General features: G+C 60.6%; 19 protein-coding genes. 12 read left to right on the top strand and 7 right to left on the bottom strand.

All coding sequences use genetic code 11. The annotated features are described in order from the left end of the window. The first annotated feature begins 383 nt into the window (after positions 1 to 383). The 6 genes from CXP40_RS02680 to CXP40_RS02655 all read left to right on the top strand — a co-directional run bounded on the left by CXP40_RS02680 (position 384) and on the right by CXP40_RS02655 (position 7,688). Positions 384 to 2,447 (top strand): autotransporter domain-containing protein, encoded by a 2,064-nt coding sequence (locus tag CXP40_RS02680; RefSeq protein ID WP_177429613.1) that lies wholly within the window; start codon positions 384 to 386, stop codon positions 2,445 to 2,447. Between the two features lie 313 nt (positions 2,448 to 2,760). Next, on the top strand, positions 2,761 to 3,651 hold the full coding sequence (locus CXP40_RS02675; RefSeq protein ID WP_106732460.1) for a TauD/TfdA family dioxygenase: 891 nt from the start codon (positions 2,761 to 2,763) through the stop codon (positions 3,649 to 3,651). A 52-nt stretch (positions 3,652 to 3,703) separates the two neighbouring features. Then, positions 3,704 to 4,747, top strand: coding sequence for an ABC transporter substrate-binding protein (locus CXP40_RS02670; RefSeq protein WP_106732459.1), 1,044 nt, complete (start codon positions 3,704 to 3,706; stop codon positions 4,745 to 4,747). A gap of 5 nt (positions 4,748 to 4,752) precedes the next feature. Next, positions 4,753 to 5,628, top strand: coding sequence for an ABC transporter ATP-binding protein (locus tag CXP40_RS02665; protein WP_106732458.1), 876 nt, complete (start codon positions 4,753 to 4,755; stop codon positions 5,626 to 5,628). A gap of 12 nt (positions 5,629 to 5,640) precedes the next feature. After that, on the top strand, positions 5,641 to 6,507 hold the full coding sequence (locus CXP40_RS02660) for an ABC transporter permease (RefSeq protein WP_106732457.1): 867 nt from the start codon (positions 5,641 to 5,643) through the stop codon (positions 6,505 to 6,507). Positions 6,508 to 6,671: 164 nt separating this feature from the next. Next, positions 6,672 to 7,688: an ABC transporter substrate-binding protein gene (locus tag CXP40_RS02655; protein ID WP_106732456.1), complete on the top strand. Its 1,017-nt coding sequence runs from the start codon at positions 6,672 to 6,674 to the stop codon at positions 7,686 to 7,688. 59 nt (positions 7,689 to 7,747) lie between these two features. Here the strand turns inward: CXP40_RS02655 and CXP40_RS02650 are convergent, their stop codons facing one another. The 5 genes from CXP40_RS02650 to CXP40_RS02630 form a co-directional block, all read right to left on the bottom strand. Further along, positions 7,748 to 9,652 carry a patatin-like phospholipase family protein gene (locus tag CXP40_RS02650; protein ID WP_106732455.1) on the bottom strand — a complete coding sequence of 635 codons (1,905 nt, stop codon included), beginning with the start codon at positions 9,650 to 9,652 and terminating at the stop codon, positions 7,748 to 7,750. Between the two features lie 182 nt (positions 9,653 to 9,834). After that, positions 9,835 to 10,101: a DUF2790 domain-containing protein gene (locus CXP40_RS02645; RefSeq protein ID WP_106732454.1), complete on the bottom strand. Its 267-nt coding sequence runs from the start codon at positions 10,099 to 10,101 to the stop codon at positions 9,835 to 9,837. A 161-nt stretch (positions 10,102 to 10,262) separates the two neighbouring features. Next, a complete protein-coding gene (locus tag CXP40_RS02640) occupies positions 10,263 to 10,601 on the bottom strand; it encodes an antibiotic biosynthesis monooxygenase (RefSeq protein ID WP_106732453.1) in 339 nt (112 codons plus the stop codon). Positions 10,602 to 10,645: 44 nt separating this feature from the next. Continuing rightward, positions 10,646 to 11,620 (bottom strand): zinc-dependent alcohol dehydrogenase family protein, encoded by a 975-nt coding sequence (locus tag CXP40_RS02635; protein ID WP_106732452.1) that lies wholly within the window; start codon positions 11,618 to 11,620, stop codon positions 10,646 to 10,648. A gap of 155 nt (positions 11,621 to 11,775) precedes the next feature. Continuing rightward, a complete protein-coding gene (locus tag CXP40_RS02630) occupies positions 11,776 to 12,078 on the bottom strand; it encodes a helix-turn-helix transcriptional regulator (protein WP_017676662.1) in 303 nt (100 codons plus the stop codon). A gap of 270 nt (positions 12,079 to 12,348) precedes the next feature. Here CXP40_RS02630 and pdxY point away from each other — a divergent pair, with 270 nt between their 5' ends. Next, positions 12,349 to 13,227 (top strand): pyridoxal kinase PdxY, encoded by an 879-nt coding sequence (gene pdxY, locus CXP40_RS02625; RefSeq protein WP_106732451.1) that lies wholly within the window; start codon positions 12,349 to 12,351, stop codon positions 13,225 to 13,227. Positions 13,228 to 13,625: 398 nt separating this feature from the next. Then, complete coding sequence (nfsB, locus tag CXP40_RS02620) at positions 13,626 to 14,276, top strand: oxygen-insensitive NAD(P)H nitroreductase (protein WP_106732450.1); 651 nt, start codon at positions 13,626 to 13,628, stop codon at positions 14,274 to 14,276. Between the two features lie 42 nt (positions 14,277 to 14,318). Here the strand turns inward: nfsB and CXP40_RS02615 are convergent, their stop codons facing one another. Beyond that, positions 14,319 to 14,714: a RidA family protein gene (locus CXP40_RS02615; protein WP_106732449.1), complete on the bottom strand. Its 396-nt coding sequence runs from the start codon at positions 14,712 to 14,714 to the stop codon at positions 14,319 to 14,321. 139 nt (positions 14,715 to 14,853) lie between these two features. Here CXP40_RS02615 and CXP40_RS02610 point away from each other — a divergent pair, with 139 nt between their 5' ends. From CXP40_RS02610 to CXP40_RS02595, 4 genes are all read left to right on the top strand, one after another. Continuing rightward, positions 14,854 to 15,774: a LysR family transcriptional regulator gene (locus CXP40_RS02610; RefSeq protein ID WP_106732448.1), complete on the top strand. Its 921-nt coding sequence runs from the start codon at positions 14,854 to 14,856 to the stop codon at positions 15,772 to 15,774. 83 nt (positions 15,775 to 15,857) lie between these two features. Then, on the top strand, positions 15,858 to 16,448 hold the full coding sequence (locus CXP40_RS02605) for a TetR/AcrR family transcriptional regulator (RefSeq protein WP_106732447.1): 591 nt from the start codon (positions 15,858 to 15,860) through the stop codon (positions 16,446 to 16,448). Positions 16,449 to 16,457: 9 nt separating this feature from the next. Continuing rightward, complete coding sequence (locus CXP40_RS02600) at positions 16,458 to 16,937, top strand: nuclear transport factor 2 family protein (protein WP_017362971.1); 480 nt, start codon at positions 16,458 to 16,460, stop codon at positions 16,935 to 16,937. A gap of 68 nt (positions 16,938 to 17,005) precedes the next feature. Beyond that, positions 17,006 to 17,917, top strand: a complete 912-nt coding sequence (locus CXP40_RS02595; protein ID WP_041978882.1) for a LysR family transcriptional regulator — start codon at positions 17,006 to 17,008, stop codon at positions 17,915 to 17,917. 7 nt (positions 17,918 to 17,924) lie between these two features. Here the strand turns inward: CXP40_RS02595 and CXP40_RS02590 are convergent, their stop codons facing one another. Beyond that, complete coding sequence (locus CXP40_RS02590) at positions 17,925 to 18,203, bottom strand: peptidylprolyl isomerase (protein ID WP_013715799.1); 279 nt, start codon at positions 18,201 to 18,203, stop codon at positions 17,925 to 17,927. Positions 18,204 to 18,293 lie beyond the last annotated feature (90 nt).

The raw sequence follows: 18,293 nt of genomic DNA, 5'->3' as shown, positions 1-18,293 counted from the left end.
CTTTCCCTTCAGTGTGCAGCCTTAGCCAGGCTTGAGTCGACGAATGGCCTTAGCGGGGGCCCAGAGCGGGACGGCGTGCCTTTTGATATTCGAGGATGCTGGCACTAACGTGCCGCTTTCTTGCGATAACGGGTTTATTGGGAGTAGGCTCGCGCTCAAACAAAAGCTGCGGCAATTCGCCAGCAGTCGCTAGGGAGAGTGTTATGGAACGTTGCCATGGAGCTGTATTCAATCGCCTGAGTAAGGTGCGAGTCGCGCCAATTCCGACGAGCCTTCAAGAGAGAGTACCTGCGCCGTATAGGTTGTGTGCTGGCGCATTTCTGGTAGCAAGTATTTCCATAGCATCAGGCACTGCGGTGGCAAGCGTAGTTATTGATGGAGGTATGGTCCAGAACGTGCCTTCAGGTGTCCAATTCGACGCTGCCGGCTATCTTATCGTTGGCGGAAACACGCTCGGTCAACTCAACATTACCAGCGGCGGCGAAGCCACCAACACCGATGCTTATATTGGCTTTAATAACGGGAGCCAGGGAGTGGTATTCGTTAGCGGTACAGGGGCAAGATGGACAACTAACGGTTTTCTCTCCATCGGCGTTGATGGGCAGGCCGTGGTCATGGTTGACGACGGAGCAATCGTCACTGTTCGTGATGGGGCTGACCTTGCTGCATACATGGACAGCTTCGCTCAGTTGTCGCTTAGCGGCACTAGCGGTGCTCGTGGGGTTTTCTCGACGCCTTTTATCTTGAAAGGTGTCGGTATGGGACTACTCCAGTGGGATGGCGGCATTCTACAGGCCAGGAGTAGCGAACTTGAATTTTTCCCCAACTTCAGCTTTGGGGATATTGATATTACAAACAATGGGGCCTTTCTCGATACCAACGGCTACAACGTTGGTATTCAAACGCCCGGGATCCTCATCGGCACCGGCGGCTTCACCAAACTGGGTGCGGGCACCCTTACCATCGCTGGCGACAACTCCTGGGATGGCGATACAACCGTAAGCGCTGGCACGCTGGCACTAGGCAGCTACACCCAGAGTGGCAGCCAGACCCTGACCATTGGCGTCGCCGACAGCGCGAATTACGGCAGGCTGAACGTCAGTGGCGTGGCCACCTTCAACAACAGCAACCTTGCCGTCGATGTGATCGGCAGCCCTACGTTGGCCAACAACCTCTCTCTGACGGGTATTGTCACGGCCGACACGCTGAACGCGACGAGCTTCATCGTCACTGACAACTCCGCATTGTTCGACTTCAACGCCACCATCAACAGCAATAGCGTCGATCTCAACGTCATTGCCAGTGGTAACGGTTCGAGCGGTACTACCGTCTACGGTTCGGCGCTCAACAACCGTCTTTACCCGGCCTTGGGAGCAGCCAGCGTCCTTGATGCCCAGGTCCAGGGAACCCCAACTGGCGATATGATCGACGTCGTTACCGCACTGGGTCGGCTGCCGGACGAGCGCAGTGTGGCCCGCGCGGCGGCGCAGACTTTGCCGCTCAATGCCAGCTCCCAGGCCACGCTGGGCGCACTCAATACCATCAACTCGATCTTCGCCAACCGCTTCGCCGCCGGGACCACCGGTCTGTCTTCAGGTGATCTAGCGCTGAACAAGAACGTGTGGATCAGGCCCTTTGGTTCCCGAGTGGACCAGGACGATACCGATGACAATGCCTCGGGTTATAGCGCCGATACCTGGGGGCTGGCGGCGGGTGTCGAGGGGGATATTGGAGAAACCCAGATCGGCATTGCCTACGCCTATGCCAACACCCGGCTCGACGGTAATACCCACCTCAGTGGTGCTGGTACCCATTCCGAAATCGATAGCCACGTCATTGCCCTGTATGGCAGCCGTCCGCTCAACGACCTGATTTTGGGCTTTCAGGTCGATGCCGGATGGAATGACAACGACAGTGATCGCACCCTCGACTTCGGGGGGCTCAATCGTTCTGCCAGCGCCAGCTATGACAGCTGGAGCCTGCATGTAGGCTCCAGCCTGTCCAAAGCCATCGTTCTGGATCAGGCTAACACCTTCATTCCGGCGATTCGTGCTGATTACACCCGGCTAAGGACTGAGTCTTATACCGAACGCGGAGCAGGAGCACTTAGCCTTGATGTCGAAGCCAGTACGGTTGAGGTCATGACCCTCGGTGTGGATGGTCGCATCGTCCATGCGCTGACCCCCCATTCGCAGCTTGAGGCCATCGTTGGCGTCAGCTACGACGTCATCAACGACGACGATAACCTGGTAGCCAGCTATGTCGGTGCGCCAGGGCAGAGCTTCGTTGCCGCTGGGATCGACCATGGCCCCTGGCTGGCCAGGGCTGGTGTGGGCTACACCCACAGCCTGGCAAACGGAACGGACATCTCGATACGCTACGAAGCCAATGGGCGCGCTGACTACCTGAGTCAGTCAGCTTCAGTTAAGGCCGTCTGGCGTTTTTGACGAAGTGAATCCGGTGTCGACTCGGTTGGGTCGCCGTAACAAGAGCTGATGGAGGGCTCCTGCTCAGGAGATGGTTGGCCGCTAACCGCCATGCCTAGCGCCCTAAGGTGGCAGCGAGCGTGCCATCTGATGGCGCGACTCGCTGGCGGTCATATGAATATGCTTTTTAGGTATTTAAAATAATTTTCTTATACCTATAGAGTTCTCCTCCATGCGTACCTGCCGACCAATCGGCGCGCCGCACTGAACACATGGCCGAACCCTCGGCCGGTCAAAGTGATGCGCCGATTGGCGCCTTTGCATGGAGTTTTCTATGTCGGCAGTAGCCCATACCACCACTGCGGCTTCGGCACAGTCATTCGAGGTTCGCCCCTTCGATGCGCCCGTTGGCGCCGAGATCATCGGTCTGGATCTCACCCGGCCGCTCAGCGATGCAGACTTCGCTCGTGTCCATCGCGCTCACCTCGATCACGCCTTGCTGGTGTTCCGTGACCAGCGCATCACGCCCGAGCAGCAGATCGCCTTCAGTCGCCGTTTCGGCCCGCTGCAGATCCACGTGCTCAAGCAGTTTCTGCTGGCCGATCACCCGGAGATTTTCATCATCTCCAACATCATCGAGAACGGTCAGCCGATCGGTCTGGGCGATGCCGGCAAGTTCTGGCATTCGGATCTGTCCTACAAGGAGTTCCCCAGCCTGGGCTCCATGCTGTTGGCTCAGGAACTGCCGGAGGAGGGCGGCGATACGCTGTTCGCCAGCCAGCAACTGGCTTATGAAACCCTGCCAGCCGAATTGCGCCAGGCCATCGAAGGCAAGCGCGCTGCGCATTCCTATACCGCTCGTTATGCCGATGAGGTATTCGCCGGCATCCGCCGTCCGACCCTGACCGAGGCGCAACTGGCCGAGGTCAAGTCGGTGGTGCATCCGGTGGTGCGCACCCACCCGGAAACCGGGCGCAAGGGCCTGTTCGTCAACGAGAACTTCACCACCCATATTCTCGATATTCCTGAGGACGAGAGCCGGCAGATCCTCGCTGAGCTTTACGCCCACAGTGCCAAACCCGAGTTCATCTATCGCCATCAGTGGCAGCCGCACGACATGGTGTTCTGGGACAACCGCGCGCTGGTCCACCTGGCTACGGGCTGCCCGAGCCACCTGCGCCGGCGCATGCACCGCACGACTATCCAGGGCGACGTGCCGTTCTGATTGACCGCACCCCCTAATTCCCTTTTCGCTTGTATCCGAATGGAGTCTCACCATGTCTCTAGGCAAACGCTTTCCTTTCATTCCACGTTTTGGCCGGCTGGCCGGTGGTATCGGTCTGTCACTGAGCCTGCTGGCAGGCTCGTTGGCGGCGCCTCAGGTAGCGCATGCCGAGGGGCAGATTCGCATCGCCGAGCAGTTCGGCATCGTTTATCTGTTGCTCAACGTGGTGCGTGACCAGCAGTTGATCGAGAAGCACGGCAAGGCCGATGGTCTGGACATCAAGGTCGATTGGCAACAACTCTCCGGCGGCGCGGCGATCAACGATGCGCTGCTGTCCGGCGCCATCGATATCGCCGGTGCCGGCATTGGCCCGTTGCTCACCGTCTGGGATCGCACCCACGGCAAGCAGAACGTCAAGGGCGTGGCCTCGCTGGGCAACTTCCCGTACTACCTGTTGAGCAACAATCCCAAGGTCAAGACCATCGCCGATTTCACCGAAAAGGATCGCATCGCCGTGCCGGCGGTGGGCGTCTCGGTGCAGTCACGTTTCCTCCAGTACGCCGCCGCCAAACAGTGGGGCGACAAGGAGTTCGACCGTCTGGACAAGTACACCGTGGCGCTGCCGCACCCGGATGCCACTGCTTCGCTGCTGTCCGGCGGCACCGAGCTGACCGGGCACTTCTCCAATCCGCCGTTCCAGAACCAGGCGCTGGAGAACCCCAATGTGCATGTGGTGCTCGACACCTACAAGCTGCTCGGCCCGAACTCGCCGACCGTGCTCTATGCCACCGAGAAATTCCGCAACGACAACCCCAAGACCTACAAGGCCTTCGTCGCTGCACTGGCCGAGGCTGCCGACTTTGCCCAGAACGACAAGGGCGCGGCCGCCGACACCTACATCCGTGTGACTGGCGCCAAGATCAGCCGTGAGGATCTACTGAAGATCATCGATAACGAGCAATTCCAGTTCAGCGTGACACCGACCAACACCTACCCGCTGGCCGAGTTCCTTCAGCGCGTCGGCGCGATCAAGAACAAGCCCGCCTCCTGGCAGGACTACTTCTTCGAAGACGCCGCCATCGGCCAAGGAAGCTGAACCCCATGAATGCCCCCTTGCAAGGCCACACGGCCAGCAACCCACAGTCAACCGCCGCGGCCTTCGACACCGTTTTGCAGGTAGACAAGGTCAGCCTCGAATACCGCACTCCGCAGCGCGTGGTGCGCGCCACCCACGAAGTCAGCTTCGAGGTGGATCGCGCCGATCGTTTCGTGCTGCTTGGCCCTTCGGGCTGCGGTAAGTCCACGCTGCTCAAGGCCGTCGCCGGTTTCATCGAGCCGATTGGCGGCAGCATCCGCCTCGATGGCGCCGAGGTGCGCGAGCCTGGCCCTGACCGCATCGTGGTGTTTCAGGAGTTCGACCAGTTGCCAGCGTGGAAGACGGTAAAGCAGAACGTCATGTTCCCGCTGTTGGCGTCGCGCACCCTGGGCCGTCGCGAGGCCGAAGAACGGGCGCTGCACTATCTGGAGAAGGTCGGCCTGGCTGCCTTCGCCGATGCCTACCCGCACACCCTGTCCGGCGGCATGAAGGCGCGCGTGGCGATTGCCCGTGCGCTGGCCATGCAGCCGAAGATCCTGCTGATGGACGAGCCGTTCGCCGCGCTCGACGCCCTGACCCGCCGCAAGATGCAGGAGGAGTTGCTGCAACTGTGGGAAGAGGTGCGCTTCACCTTGTTGTTCGTCACTCACTCTATCGAGGAGGCGCTGATAGTCGGCAACCGCATTCTGCTGCTGTCGCCACATCCGGGGCGGGTGCGAGCGGAGGTGGGCAGCCATCAGTTCGACCTGCACAGCCTGGGTGGTACAGCGTTCCAGCAGACCGCGCAACGCATCCATCACCTGTTGTTCGAGGAAGACAGCGAAGAGGGCGCACGCGCCGCTGCCGAGCTGGGCTTCCATGACATCCGCATTGCCTACTGAGGAGCGTGCACCATGAGTCTTTCCCCCGCACGCCGAGAAGATTACGAAATTGCTCTGCAGCCTCTGCCGGATCTCAAGCTGGAACGTGAGCTGCCGTTGCTGCAGCGTCTGTGGCAACAGGGCTGGCTGCGCAAGACGCTGATCCTGCTGGTGTTGGCGCTGATCTGGGAGCTGGCAGCACGTTATCAGGGTAATGACCTGCTGTTGCCCAGCTTCGTGCAGACGGCCAAGGCTTTCGCCGAAGGCATCGGCAGTGGCGAGCTGCTGGAGAAGGTGGCGATCTCGCTGTCGGTGCTGATCAAGGGCTATCTGCTCGGCATCGGCCTGGCCTTCCTGCTCACCACCCTGGCGGTGTCGACCCAACTGGGCCGCGACCTGCTGTCGACGCTGACCTCGATGTTCAACCCGCTGCCGGCCATCGCGCTGCTGCCGCTGTCGCTGCTGTGGTTCGGCTTGGGCGAGAACAGCCTGATCTTCGTGCTGGTGCATTCGGTGCTCTGGGCGCTGGCGCTGAATACCTACGCCGGTTTTCTCGGCGTCTCCGAGACCCAGCGCATGGCCGGGCGCAACTACGGCCTGAGAGGCCTGCGCTTCGTGCTGTTCATCCTGATTCCGGCGGCGCTGCCGTCGATCCTCTCGGGCCTGAAGATCGGCTGGGCCTTCGCCTGGCGCACGCTGATCGCCGCCGAGCTGGTGTTCGGCGCCTCCAGCGGCAAGGGCGGTCTGGGTTGGTACATCTTCCAGAACCGCAACGAGCTGTACACCGACAAGGTCTTCGCCGGCCTGGCTGCGGTGATTCTGATCGGCCTGCTGGTGGAGAACTTGGTGTTCGCCACGGTCGAGCGGGTGACCGTCAAGCGCTGGGGGATGCAGCGTTGATACGTAGGTGTACGTCACTGGCCCTCCCACGGCATCCAGGGCAACCAGAATCCTAGGGTGGGCTTCAGCCCACCAGCGGCGTACCCAGTTGGTGGGCTGAAGCGGATCGCCGCCCGGCCCACCCTACAAGACCAACTCACTGATCACATAACGAGAACTACACCATGACCAACACCTTCAAATTCGGCCGTCTGGCCGCCGCCTTGGGCCTGCTCGGCGCATTGGCAACTCCGCTGGCTGCGCAGGCCGAAGGCACGATCAGCATCGCTCAGCAGTTCGGCATCGGTTACTTGGTGCTGCACGTGGTCAAGGACCAGCAACTGATCGAGAAGCACGCCAAGGCCCAGGGCCTGGACAAGATCGAAGTCGAATGGCGCACCATTTCCGGTGCCACCGCGATGAACGAGGCGCTGCTGGCCGGTGCCATCGACGTGGTCTCGGCGGGTGTGCCGCCGATGCTTACCGTGTGGGATCGTACCCACGGGCGGCAGAACGTAAAAGCGGTGGCGGCGCTGGGCTCATTGCCGGGCTATGTGTTGAGCAACCGTGAAGACGTCAAGTCGCTGGACGATCTGTCCGAGAAGGATCGTCTTGCCGTGCCGGCAGCCGGTGTTGGCTTCCAATCGCGCACCCTGCAGCTCGAGGCCGCCAAGCGCTATGGCAAGGATGACTTCCAGCGTTTCGACAATATTTCCGTCAGTCTGCCGCATCCGGACGCCACTGCGGCGCTGATCAAGGGCGGCTCGGAAATCACCGCGCATTTCTCCAGCCCGCCGTTCCAGTACCAGGCGCTGGAGAACCCCAAGGTACACAAGCTGATCAGCAGCTACGACATCCTCGGCGGCCAGGCCACGTTCAACGTGCTCTACGCCACCGAGAAATTCCACGACGAGAACCCCAAGACCTACAAGGCCTTCTATGACGCGCTGGTGGAAGCCGAGCAGATCATCAAGGCAGACAAGGCCGCAGCCGCCGAGACGTACATTCGCGTGGAGAACTCCAAGCTGCCGCTGGACTTCGTGAAGAAGATCATCGAGGACCCGGAAAACGACTTCACCATCTCGCCGCAGCGCACTTTCATCTATGCCGAGAAGCTGCATGAGCTGGGTGTGCTGAAGAACAAGGCGGCGTCCTGGAAGGATTATTTCTTCGAAGAGGCCTATGCCCATCCGGGTAGCTGATCACCCCAGTCGTGTGCAAACAAGGCTCCCATTTGGGAGCCTTGTCGTTTGCTGGCGCCCTACAGACGCGGCCGCAGCTTGAGTTCAGGCGTGGGTTTGGGGGCGTCGATCGCCGGGTGACTGTCAGGGTGCTGTTCGATCATCTGGGCGATCTCCCGCAGTTTGCCCAACATGGCCTGCGCCAGGCCGGCCTGGGTGCGATACAGGCCGGTATCCGGGTCCTGCTCCAGGTCATGCAGGCCTTTGAAAGGGTAGCTGTAGCGCCTGGCATCGGCGCTGAAGAAGCGCTGGTAGTCCTGCTCGGTGCCGTGCAGTTCGCGGCAGGCTCTTTCCAGGCTCTGTAGTTGTTCAGCGACGCTGGCCAGTTGCAGGCGCAGGCGGATGATCTGGTGGTTCTCCCAGTTCATCGGCGATGCCTGGGCGCCGGGCTGCCAGTGCTGCGGGTCGCCGAAGCGCAGGACGAACTGCTGGCCGGCTTCACGTCCGTAACGGGTCAGCCGTTCGATGCGCTCGGTGGGCATGGTCAGGTTGAGGCCGCCTTCTTCGCGGGTCAGCTGGATCAGGCCGATACGGTCGCGAAAGCCGGGCATCAGCGACAGGGTTTCGTGGTTCCAGTCCTTGGCAACGTTGCTGAGCAGGGCGAGGAAGCCGCGCAGGGCGGGCAGGCCCTTCTGCGGGAAGCGGCGCCAGTAGGCCAGCCGCGCATCGCCATTGTTACGCGGGAAGCGCACGCGTTGTTCGTCGGCGCCATCGGTTGGACCCAGGTCGAGGCCGAAGGTGGGGCGCCTGGGCAGCGCGGCATCGAAGAAGTGGATAGGAAAGTTGGAGCTGATGCCGCCATCGGTGAACCAGCAGCGCTCCAGCTTCTTCGCGCTCTTGCGATAGTCCACGGCATGCAGCGGCACGGCGCTGAGCAGCAGAGGGAAACTCAGGCTCATGCGCACGGCGACGATCACCGGCAGGTCGTCAGGCAGCGGCAGGCGCAGGTAGCCGTCGTCACGGTCAGTGCCGGGGCGCTGGTGAGCGCGCATCCAGGTCACCACGCGCTGAGGGAATAGCCGTGAGAATTCCTCCTGGCGGAAGTGGAACTGGTTGTTCTCGCGCACCTTGTCATCGTCACGAAAGGGCAGGCGGAACGGTCGCGCCATGCTCAGGCAGGTGGTCATCACCTGCAGGTCGATGCCATGGCGACGCAGATCGCCGAAGGTCAGGGGGCGCTCGCATTCGATAGCGTCGGCCTGGCCGACGCAGTAGTCGTGTTGGCCGCTGAGCTGGTCGAAGTACTGGGCCAGCCAGGTGGTCAGGGCTTCATCTGGGGCGTCGTCATCGGCCGTTGGCATGCCGCTGCACAGGCCGAAACCGCTCGCCGGCAATTCGCGTAATGCCACCATGGCCATGCGCCCGAGCACGGCTGCGACGCCACCCAGTGCGGCGAACAGCAGCACCCAGAGCCAGACCAGGGCGCTGGCGCTATTGATGGCGCTCCACCACAGCGGCCCGCCTGCCAGCATCGCGCCGACCAGGGCGGCGAGCTTGTGGCGCAGGAGCATGACTTTCAATGGCGCGAACAACCGCGCCCAGGGGCCTTTTCCCTTGGCCTCGAGAATGGCGATGAAGGTATCGAACAGGGGGCGTACTACCGGGGCCGGCTTGAACAGCGCCAGCAGCTTGGTGCCATGGCCATTGGCGGCGGGCACGCAGAGGTGTTGGGGCAGTCGTTCGATTGTCGCGAAGCCGGCCGGGTCGTTGCTCAACTCACCCTGCTGATAGCGTTGGCGGCCCAGCTCGGCCGCAGCTGCTGCCGCTGCAGCGATGGCGCCGGCACTGGTGCCGCCGATGCTGCGCAGACGAAACGCCTTGGCGATTTCGGTGATGGCCAGCGGGTAGACGATGCCGCTGGTGATGCCGCCTTTCATGATCAGGTCGCATTCCCGGGCAAACGCCGCCTGGCGCGAATCGCTCATCTACTGCTCCTTGTGCTCATGCCGAACGCTGGCGAGGGCATGATAACGCGGCTCGTGCGGCTATATGCCAGTATTGCGAGCGATTGCCAAGAATGAGCGGCTACATAGGCGTTGATCGCTAAGTTGTACGCAGTTGCTCATTTTTACGGCTGCTTGCCATCCCTGGCACCACTGGCGTTATGTCAGTGCCCTTTGCTGCACGCATCAGAGAGAGCCCTGAATTTCAGGGTCTGGGTGGTTCCAGCCGAGTCGATGTATTTCATCAGATGATCGACCGGCTTGCAGGTATGGGTTTTGGATTTCGAGATGGATAGAACCTTGGCTATATCAAGTTTCAATCCATACTTGTAAGTGGTGGCGTGACTTTCAGCGAGTGCATTACTGGATAGAAGTATCGCCAGGCTGGTAATTGAAATGGTTGCCAGGTTTTTTGCATGTTTGATGATCATTTTAAACTCCGGAATGCGAAATTAATGTCGAATGCCTCCGCGAGAGTTGAGCACGGTTGCCAACTCACTATTGGAGCTAACGGTTGATCTGACAGCCTTGTATTGCAAAGCTGTCAGATCAGATTGCGGCCAGAAGCAGTGCCCACGTCAGGGCTGCAGACTTAAGCTTTTGGTGTAGCAATATCGAAGGCCTGATTGTTTCCATGGGTAAAAGCGGCCTCCTGAATGTGGTAGACAGTCGGCTCTTGCGAGAAGTATTCCTCCAGGCCCTGCATGAAAGTCTGATGGTCGTCACTTGCTTCGAAACCCGGTGAGTGGTCCTCAAGTGAAGCCCAGCGCACGATCAGGTTGAAGGTCTCGGGACTTTCGACGCCCTGCGCGAACATATGGCCGTGATAACCCTTGGCGCGTTCTAGCAAATGAACTACGTCGGCAAGTGCCTGTTTGAACTGTTCAATCTGTGCACCGTGAACAGGCAGTACTGCGATTTCATAAATCATTACGGTATTCCTCTGGAATAAGTTTGGTAGTTGAACCTGTGTGCTTACGGGACGAGTGAGGGCTCGACGGCAATTGCGACTTTGCCGCGAAGACCGTTGTTGGGCGTTTCCAGCAGTGCATGCGCGCTTGCAATGTCAGCGAGCGAATAGACCGCGCCAATATGGGGGCGCAGTTGACCGCGCTCGACCAATGCTTTCAGTTCATCGAGCTTGCCGCGGTTCTGGCGGGTGAAGACGAAGTGGTAGCTGGCGTTCTTGCCCCAGGCCTGAATCAGATTTTGCGGCTTGGCGATGTCGACGATCGAAACCACACGGCCCAGTTGGGCGAGTGCATCGGGGCTACGGGTCAAGGTGTCGCCGCCGATGGTGTCGAAGATCACATCCACGCCTTGGCCATCGGTTTCCCGCAGGATGGCGTCCACGTAATCCTCTTGTTCGTAGTCGATGACTACGTCGGCACCCAGGCCCCGGGCGAATTCGAAGTTCTCTTCACGCACGGTGGTGAATACTCGGGCGCCAATGGCTTTTGCCACCTGGATCGCGACATGGCCGACGCCACCCGCACCGCCGTGGATCAGAATGCTTTCCCCGACCCGCAGCGATACACGCCCGATCAGTGCTTCCCATACGGTCCCGCCTACCAGCGTCAGGCTTGCTGCCTCGAGGTGGCTCAGCGATGCCGGCTTCTTGCCGATGATGCTTTCGGACGCAACGTGGTACTCGGCGTAACTGCCGTCACCTTCGAAAATCTGCGTGGTGTACCAGACCTCATCGCCTGGCACGAGGCTCCTCACACCTGGGCCGACCGCTTCGACCACGCCGGAGACGTCATGCCCGGTAATGGCGGGGAGGGGAACGTAATCGACGTAGTCGCCCCGACGTACCTGGTAGTCCAGCGGGTTGATGGAGGTTGCGTGAATCCGCACCAGAACTTGCCCTGCCTGCGGTACGGGTTTGGCCACTTCGCTCAGTTCGAACGCGTTCGGGCCGCCAAAGGATTTGAGAATTTGCGCTTTCATTGTGTGTTTCCTTGTTTCTGGAAAAAGGGATATAGGGAATTTTCGATATATTGATGCAAAAAAATTTACACGACTGTGCCTAGGGTCTCTCCATTGTCAGTCCTTGTTTCGGTTAAAAGGGATATCGAGAAATATCGATATATAAAATCAAAAAATTACAGCTCCTTGCCAATGAGCTCGGCCAGGGCACGGATATTGGCTTCATTGCGTTTGTAGTAGGTCCACTGACCAACCCGGCGGACTTCGACCAGACCGACCCGCTGCAACGTCGCGAGGTAATCGGACACCGTTGACTGAGACAGACCGACACCTTCCTGAATACTGCTGACGCACACGCCCACGGTATGAACGTCCCCTTCATCTTGCGGAGGAAAGTTCTTCACCGGATCCTTCAGCCCCTTGAGGATGCCAAGGCGGGTGGGATTCGAGAGGGCTTTGAATACATTGATCAGGTCCATGGGTGGCGATAATATCGAGATTTACCGATATGTCAATTCATATATCTGCCGTTCGTCGCGCACCCGGTTCGATTGGCGTTGCCCGGATCGTCAGCAAGTCTTGGTAGCGCACCTCAAATCTCTAGCTTGCCTGAGGCGTTCAAGCTGTTGCGATATAACTCAGCTGCTAGGCACCGTCTCCGACATCTCGGCGTTTGAAGAGGTACTGGTACGCCCAAGCAGCTTGGCGAATAATCTTCGCCCCGTCGTATCCAGCCAGCAGAGATCGCTATGAGCGCCACGCTACCGCCCCTCGTCTTGTCCATTCAGTCGCACGTGGCCTGGGGCCATGTCGGCAATGCTGCTGCGGTTTTCCCACTGCAGCGGCTGGGCTTCGAGGTGCTGCCGATCCACACCGTGCAGTTCTCCAATCACACCGGCTACGGCCAGTTTCGCGGTCAGGTGTTCGGCGCGGAGCATGTGCGCGAGGTGCTGCTCGGGCTGCGTGAACGCGGTGTGCTGCCGCGGCTGTCGGCGGTGCTTTCCGGTTATCTGGGCGATGCTGATACCGGGCGTGTGATTCTCGAGGCGGTAGGTGAGATTCGCCAACACAACCCGGCGGTTCGCTACCTGTGCGACCCGGTGATGGGCGACGTCGGGCGCGGTGTGTTCGTCAACCCGGCGATTCCCGATTTCCTGCGCGACCAGGCGATTCCCTTCGCTAATATCATCACGCCTAACCAGTTCGAGTTCGAGCTGCTCACCGGCTCGAAACCGGCCAATCTGCAGGAAGCGGTGAAGATCGCTCGGCAGTTGCGCGGCCGTGGCCCGGATGTGGTGATCGTCACCAGCCTGGCCACGCCGGATATTCCTGACAGCGAGCTGGGTACGCTGGCGGTCAACGGCGAGGGCGCGTGGCTAGTGAGCACCCCGCGCCTGGCGCTGCACCCATTGCCCAATGGCATGGGCGATGTGTTCTCGGCCACGCTGCTGGGCCGGCTGTTGGCCGGACAGGCGCTGCCGCAGGCATTGGAATTGGCCACGGCGACGCTCTACGCACTGGTTGAGCAGACCGCCGAAGGCGCGCGCGATCTGCCGCTGGTGGCCGCGCAGGAGCAGATCGTGGCGCCGGGTAAGCGCTTTGGAGCCAGCCAGCTTTTCATGGGCTAACAGTCCTCAAATATAGGCGAGGCAGGCAGCCTGCAAACGATTGAAGTATGGTTGGAGCTATTAGCTTCAACGCTTAAGCCCGGCCAGCCAGTTACCGGGCAGTAAGGAGCCCCCTTGCTCAAGCGCCTCTGCGTAACGCTTGGTGTCGTGACGTTGGGGGACTAGGGCGATGTTTGGGGTGGCCAGTTCGCTGGCTTGGCCCAGCACGGAAGGCCTGACGGTAGCAAAGCGAGGGCGAAGTCAGCAGGGAGCTGCCTTCCGGCAGGTCGAACGCCGGCACCTGCCAGCATTTTTATTTTTTGTTTGAAACTCCTAACGGCATCGCCTGCTTTTTTCATGCTCACGCATGCTGCAGACTGGCGTCCATTTAGCGTCATCCATCGATCAGGAGTGTGTTCATGAGCCCCGTTTCCTTCGCGCGTCAGCGTTACACCACCAAGGCTTACGATGCGAGCCGCCAGGTGGACCAGGCGATTGTCGACGAGCTGCTGGAGTTGTTGCGTCTGTCGCCGTCTTCGGTCAATTCGCAGCCCTGGCACTTCGTCGTGGCGAGCACTGCTGAAGGCAAGGCGCGCCTGGCCAAGGGCGCTCAGGGCGGCTTCGCCTACAACCAGCCGAAGATCCTCAATGCCTCGCATGTGATCCTGATCTGCGCCCGCCGCGACCTCGACGATGCCTATCTGGCCGATGTGCTGCAGCAGGAAGCCGATGATGGCCGCTTCCGCGATGACGCAGCGCGCACCACTCAGCACAACACTCGCAGCAGCTACGTCGAGCTGCACCGCGGCCTGGGTGATATCCCGCACTGGGCGGAGAAACAGGCTTATCTGGCGCTCGGCACCTTGCTCCTGGGCGCTGCGGCCAAAGGTGTGGACGCCACGCCGATGGAGGGCATCGACCGCGAGGCGCTGGATGAGGAACTGGGGCTGGCCGCTCAGGGGCTGAGCAGCATGGTCGCGGTGGCGCTGGGGTATCACAGCGACAGCGATTTCAATGCCGCGCTGCCGAAGTCGCGTCTGCCAGCCGAGCGCGTCTTCACTCACCTCTGAACCTCATGCCGCGCCCCTCGTCTGCAGGGGCGCAACCTCCGCTCATTCCGGCAGCTTGGCGATCACCTTGATCTCGAAGTCGAAGCCGGACAGCCAGGTGACACCGATAGCGGTCACCGTCGGGTAGGGTGCTTCGCCCCAGTAATCGGCAGCCACTTCCCAGATGGTTTCGAATTCGGCGTGCGGGTTGACCATGAAAATAGTGGTGTCGACCACGTCTTCGAAGCTGCTGCCAGTCTCCGCGAGGATCGCATTGAGGTTGGCGAAGGCCAGGCGCACCTGTTCCTTCAGATCAGGCTCGGGTGAGCCGTCCTTGCGGCTGCCGACCTGGCCGGATACGAACAGAAAACCGTTGGAACGAATCGCTGGCGAATAGCGATGAAGTTCGTACAGGTCATGGCGGTCGGCCGGGAAAACCACATCACGTTTGTTACTCATGGTTGACTCCATTGGGGCCACTGCGGCCCGTTGTGAACGATGAAGCCACTTTAAAAACACCACCGGGCTGGATAAACCAGCAACTCTGGTCATGACTGTTTGTAGAATCCAAACAATCAATGGCTGAGAGAGACGTGAGATGGATCGTTTCGATGCGATGCAGGCCTTCGCCCGGGTGGTGGAAACCGGCAGTTTCACCAAGGCGGCTGCCACCCTGCACATGAGCAAGACCAGCGTGACCCAGCTCGTGCAGCAACTGGAGGCGCGGCTGCGCGTGCGCCTGCTCAACCGCACCACGCGCAAGGTCAACGTCACCGCTGACGGGGCTGCCTACTACGAGCGTGTGGTGCGTCTGCTGGCTGATGTCGACGACGCCGAAACCAGTTTGTCCAGTGCGGCGCTGGCGCCACGGGGTCGTTTACGAGTGGATGTGTCCAGCCCGTTCGCACGTATGCTGCTGATCCCGGCCCTGCCGGGGTTCTATGCGCGTTATCCGGAAATCCAGCTGACTCTGGGCGTGAGCGACCGAATCATCGACATCATCGGCGAGAACGTCGACTGCGTGGTGCGCGGCGGCGAGATCACCGATCAGTCGCTGATCGCGCGGCATGTCGGCGATCTACAGCTCGGTATCTACGCCACACCGGGCTACCTGCAACGCGCCGGCACGCCGACACATCCGCGGGAGCTGGAGGCCGCTGGTCATCATACGGTGGGTTTTCTCTGGTCGCGCACTGGCAAGGCCTTGCCCTATGCCATGTGGCGCGACGAGGAGCGAATCGAAGCCCAGGGCCGTCCGCTGTTGATCGTAGACGATGGTAATGCCTACCTGGCCGCAGGGTTGGCAGGTTTAGGGATGCTCTGGTTACCGCACTACATGGCCAAACCACACCTGGCCAGCGGCGAGCTGGTGCGCCTGTTCGAGGACTGGCAGATGAAACCGATGCCGATGTCCCTGGCCTTTCCACCGAACCGACACGTCAGCGCCAAGCTGCGGGTGTTCATCGATTGGGTGGTGGAATTGATGGCTGAGCATGCGCCGGTGTTGATGCGCCTTTGATCCAGTGTTTCGAGAATTGAGTTGACTACCGAGAATGATCGTTCTACCTTGTTGAGAACGATCATTCTCTATGACTGAAGCCCATGCTCGAAGACGTCTCAATCCAGCAGCGCTTGCTACAAGCCACCGAAAGCCTGGTCTATGCAGGGGGTATCAACGCCACCGGGATGGACGCCATCGTCAAGGCATCCGGAGTGGCGCGCAAAAGCATTTATCGCCTCTATTCGACCAAGGAAGCATTGGTTGCCGCTGCGCTGCGCGCGCGTGATGAGCGCTGGATGCAGTGGTTCATCGCGGGTACTTCCGCTGGCTCGCCAAGCGAGCGCTTGTTGGCTGTGTTTCCGCTGCTGCGCAGCTGGTTTTCGGCAGCGGATTTCCATGGCTGCGCCTTTATCAATGCGGCAGGGGAGGTCGGTGATCCCGACAGCGAGATCCGCGCCGTGGCGCTGCTGCATAAACAACGTCTGCTGGCCTATCTGAACGAGCTGACCGCGGCCTGCGGCTTTGCCGAAGCCGAGGAAATGGCCTGGCAGTTTCTTCTGCTGATCGATGGCGCTACCGCCGTCGCCATGGTTACCGGCCAGGCGGATGCTGCCGACAGCGCCGGCCGTACTGCGCAATTGCTTCTGCAATCCCTGTCGCCCAGCGATGGGCCCAACCCCCCGCAAGCCTGAGGTGCCGTCATGTCGTCAAATACTGAAGTTCGTCCGCCGTTACCGCCGTTCACTCGCGAGAGCGCCATCGAGAAGGTCCGCCTGGCCGAGGACGGCTGGAACAGCCGTGATGCGGCCAAGGTCGCGCTGGCCTACAGCCTCGATACGCGTTGGCGCAACCGTGCCGAGTTCGCCAATGGCCGCGATCAGGCGCGGGCGTTTCTCGAGCGCAAATGGGCCAAGGAGCTGGAGTACCGCCTGATCAAGGAACTCTGGGCATTCACCGACAATCGCATCGCCGTGCGCTATGCCTACGAATGGCGTGATGACTCGGGCAACTGGTTTCGCTCCTACGGCAACGAGAACTGGGAGTTTGGTGCTGACGGCCTGATGATCAACCGCTATGCCTGCATCAACGACTTGCCGATCCTGGAGTCCGAGCGCAAGTTCCGCTGGCCTCAGGGGCGTCGTCCTGACGATCATCCAGGCCTCTCCGAACTGGGGCTCTGATCGGGCTATGTGGGCACGGGAGTTGCTGCTTTAATGCGCCAATAAACCTGTGCCCCGAGGCCCTCTGGATGAACCGCAACGACCTGCGCCGCGTCGACCTGAATCTGCTGGTGATCTTCGAAACCCTGATGTTCGAAAAGAACCTTACCCGCGCGGCCGAGAAGCTGTTTCTCGGCCAGCCGGCAGTCAGTGCGGCGCTGGCCCGTTTGCGTGACCTGTTCGATGATCCGCTACTGGTACGCAATGGCCGTGGCTTCGAGCCGACGGCGCGGGCGCTGGCGATTCTCAAGGAGTTGCAGCCGGCGATGGACACCATCTCGGGCGCGGTCAGCCGTGCCCGCGAGTTCAATCCGGCAACCAATCGCGACACCTTCCGCATCGGCCTATCCGATGACGCCGAGTTCGGCCTGTTCCCGGCGCTGCTCAACCAGATCCGTGAAGAGGCGCCGGAGGTGGTGATCGTGGTGCGGCGGGTCAACTTCCTGCTGATGTCGTCGATGCTGGCCTCGGGGGAAATCTCCGTTGGCGTCAGCTACACCACCGAACTGCCGGCCAACGCCAAGCGGCGCAAGTTGCGCGAAATGAAGGTCAAGGTGCTGCGTGGCGATGACCGCCCGGGCGCGTTGACGCTGGATGAATACTGCTCGCGGCCGCATGCGCTGGTGTCGTTCTCGGGCGATCTGTGCGGCAATATTGACAACGACCTGGCGCGCCTGGATCGCTCACGCCGCGTGGTACTGGCTGTGCCGCAGTTCAGTGGCTTGCGCTCGATCATCGCCGGTACGGAGATGCTCGCGACCGTACCTGATTTCGCTGCTGCGGCGCTGATCGACGGGACCAGTCTGCGCGCCGATGATCCTCCCTTCGAACTGGTCAACTCGGATCTGTCCATGGTCTGGAGCGGGGTGACCGACAACGACCCGGCCGAGCGCTGGCTCAGGAGCAAGATCGTCGAATTCATGGGCGAGCCAGGCGCCTGAGCACGACTCAGTCGCGGTAGAACACCTGGATCAGGTGATAGCCGAACTGGGTCTTCACCGGGCCGTGCACTTCACGCAGCGGCTTCTTGAAGATCACCTGATCGACCGCCCGTACCATCTGCCCGGGACGCACTTCACCAAGATCGCCGCCTTTCTTGCCGGAGGGGCAGGTTGAATGCTTGCGCGCCAGCACATCGAAGGCCTCGCCGGCAGCGATGCGCTTTTTCAGCGCGGCGGCTTCCGCTTCGGTCTTGACCAGGATGTGGCGGGCCATTGCCTTTGCCATTGATGGGTTCCTCAAATCTGTCAGGGCGCTATTGTGCCAGCATTCATTGCGCCAGCAGAATGGCGTCAATTTTGTGGGCTATGCCTCATC

The organism is Pseudomonas sp. YY-1 (genome assembly GCF_002843095.1).
Classification (GTDB): Bacteria; Pseudomonadota; Gammaproteobacteria; order Pseudomonadales; family Pseudomonadaceae; genus Aquipseudomonas; species Aquipseudomonas sediminis_A.
Note: the sequence above shows the minus strand (reverse complement) of the source record. Positions and strands in the feature narration are given on the sequence as shown.

Excerpts from the sequence above, each read along its gene's own strand:
- CXP40_RS02680 (WP_177429613.1), top strand. The coding sequence starts at position 384 with ATGGTCCAGAACGTGCCTTCAGGTGTCCAATTCGACGCTGCCGGCTAT.
- CXP40_RS02675 (WP_106732460.1), top strand. The coding sequence starts at position 2,761 with ATGTCGGCAGTAGCCCATACCACCACTGCGGCTTCGGCACAGTCATTC.
- CXP40_RS02670 (WP_106732459.1), top strand. The coding sequence starts at position 3,704 with ATGTCTCTAGGCAAACGCTTTCCTTTCATTCCACGTTTTGGCCGGCTG.
- CXP40_RS02665 (WP_106732458.1), top strand. The coding sequence starts at position 4,753 with ATGAATGCCCCCTTGCAAGGCCACACGGCCAGCAACCCACAGTCAACC.
- CXP40_RS02660 (WP_106732457.1), top strand. The coding sequence starts at position 5,641 with ATGAGTCTTTCCCCCGCACGCCGAGAAGATTACGAAATTGCTCTGCAG.
- CXP40_RS02655 (WP_106732456.1), top strand. The coding sequence starts at position 6,672 with ATGACCAACACCTTCAAATTCGGCCGTCTGGCCGCCGCCTTGGGCCTG.
- CXP40_RS02650 (WP_106732455.1), bottom strand. The coding sequence starts at position 9,652 with ATGAGCGATTCGCGCCAGGCGGCGTTTGCCCGGGAATGCGACCTGATC.
- CXP40_RS02645 (WP_106732454.1), bottom strand. The coding sequence starts at position 10,101 with ATGATCATCAAACATGCAAAAAACCTGGCAACCATTTCAATTACCAGC.
- CXP40_RS02640 (WP_106732453.1), bottom strand. The coding sequence starts at position 10,601 with ATGATTTATGAAATCGCAGTACTGCCTGTTCACGGTGCACAGATTGAA.
- CXP40_RS02635 (WP_106732452.1), bottom strand. The coding sequence starts at position 11,620 with ATGAAAGCGCAAATTCTCAAATCCTTTGGCGGCCCGAACGCGTTCGAA.
- CXP40_RS02630 (WP_017676662.1), bottom strand. The coding sequence starts at position 12,078 with ATGGACCTGATCAATGTATTCAAAGCCCTCTCGAATCCCACCCGCCTT.
- pdxY (WP_106732451.1), top strand. The coding sequence starts at position 12,349 with ATGAGCGCCACGCTACCGCCCCTCGTCTTGTCCATTCAGTCGCACGTG.
- nfsB (WP_106732450.1), top strand. The coding sequence starts at position 13,626 with ATGAGCCCCGTTTCCTTCGCGCGTCAGCGTTACACCACCAAGGCTTAC.
- CXP40_RS02615 (WP_106732449.1), bottom strand. The coding sequence starts at position 14,714 with ATGAGTAACAAACGTGATGTGGTTTTCCCGGCCGACCGCCATGACCTG.
- CXP40_RS02610 (WP_106732448.1), top strand. The coding sequence starts at position 14,854 with ATGGATCGTTTCGATGCGATGCAGGCCTTCGCCCGGGTGGTGGAAACC.
- CXP40_RS02605 (WP_106732447.1), top strand. The coding sequence starts at position 15,858 with ATGCTCGAAGACGTCTCAATCCAGCAGCGCTTGCTACAAGCCACCGAA.
- CXP40_RS02600 (WP_017362971.1), top strand. The coding sequence starts at position 16,458 with ATGTCGTCAAATACTGAAGTTCGTCCGCCGTTACCGCCGTTCACTCGC.
- CXP40_RS02595 (WP_041978882.1), top strand. The coding sequence starts at position 17,006 with ATGAACCGCAACGACCTGCGCCGCGTCGACCTGAATCTGCTGGTGATC.
- CXP40_RS02590 (WP_013715799.1), bottom strand. The coding sequence starts at position 18,203 with ATGGCAAAGGCAATGGCCCGCCACATCCTGGTCAAGACCGAAGCGGAA.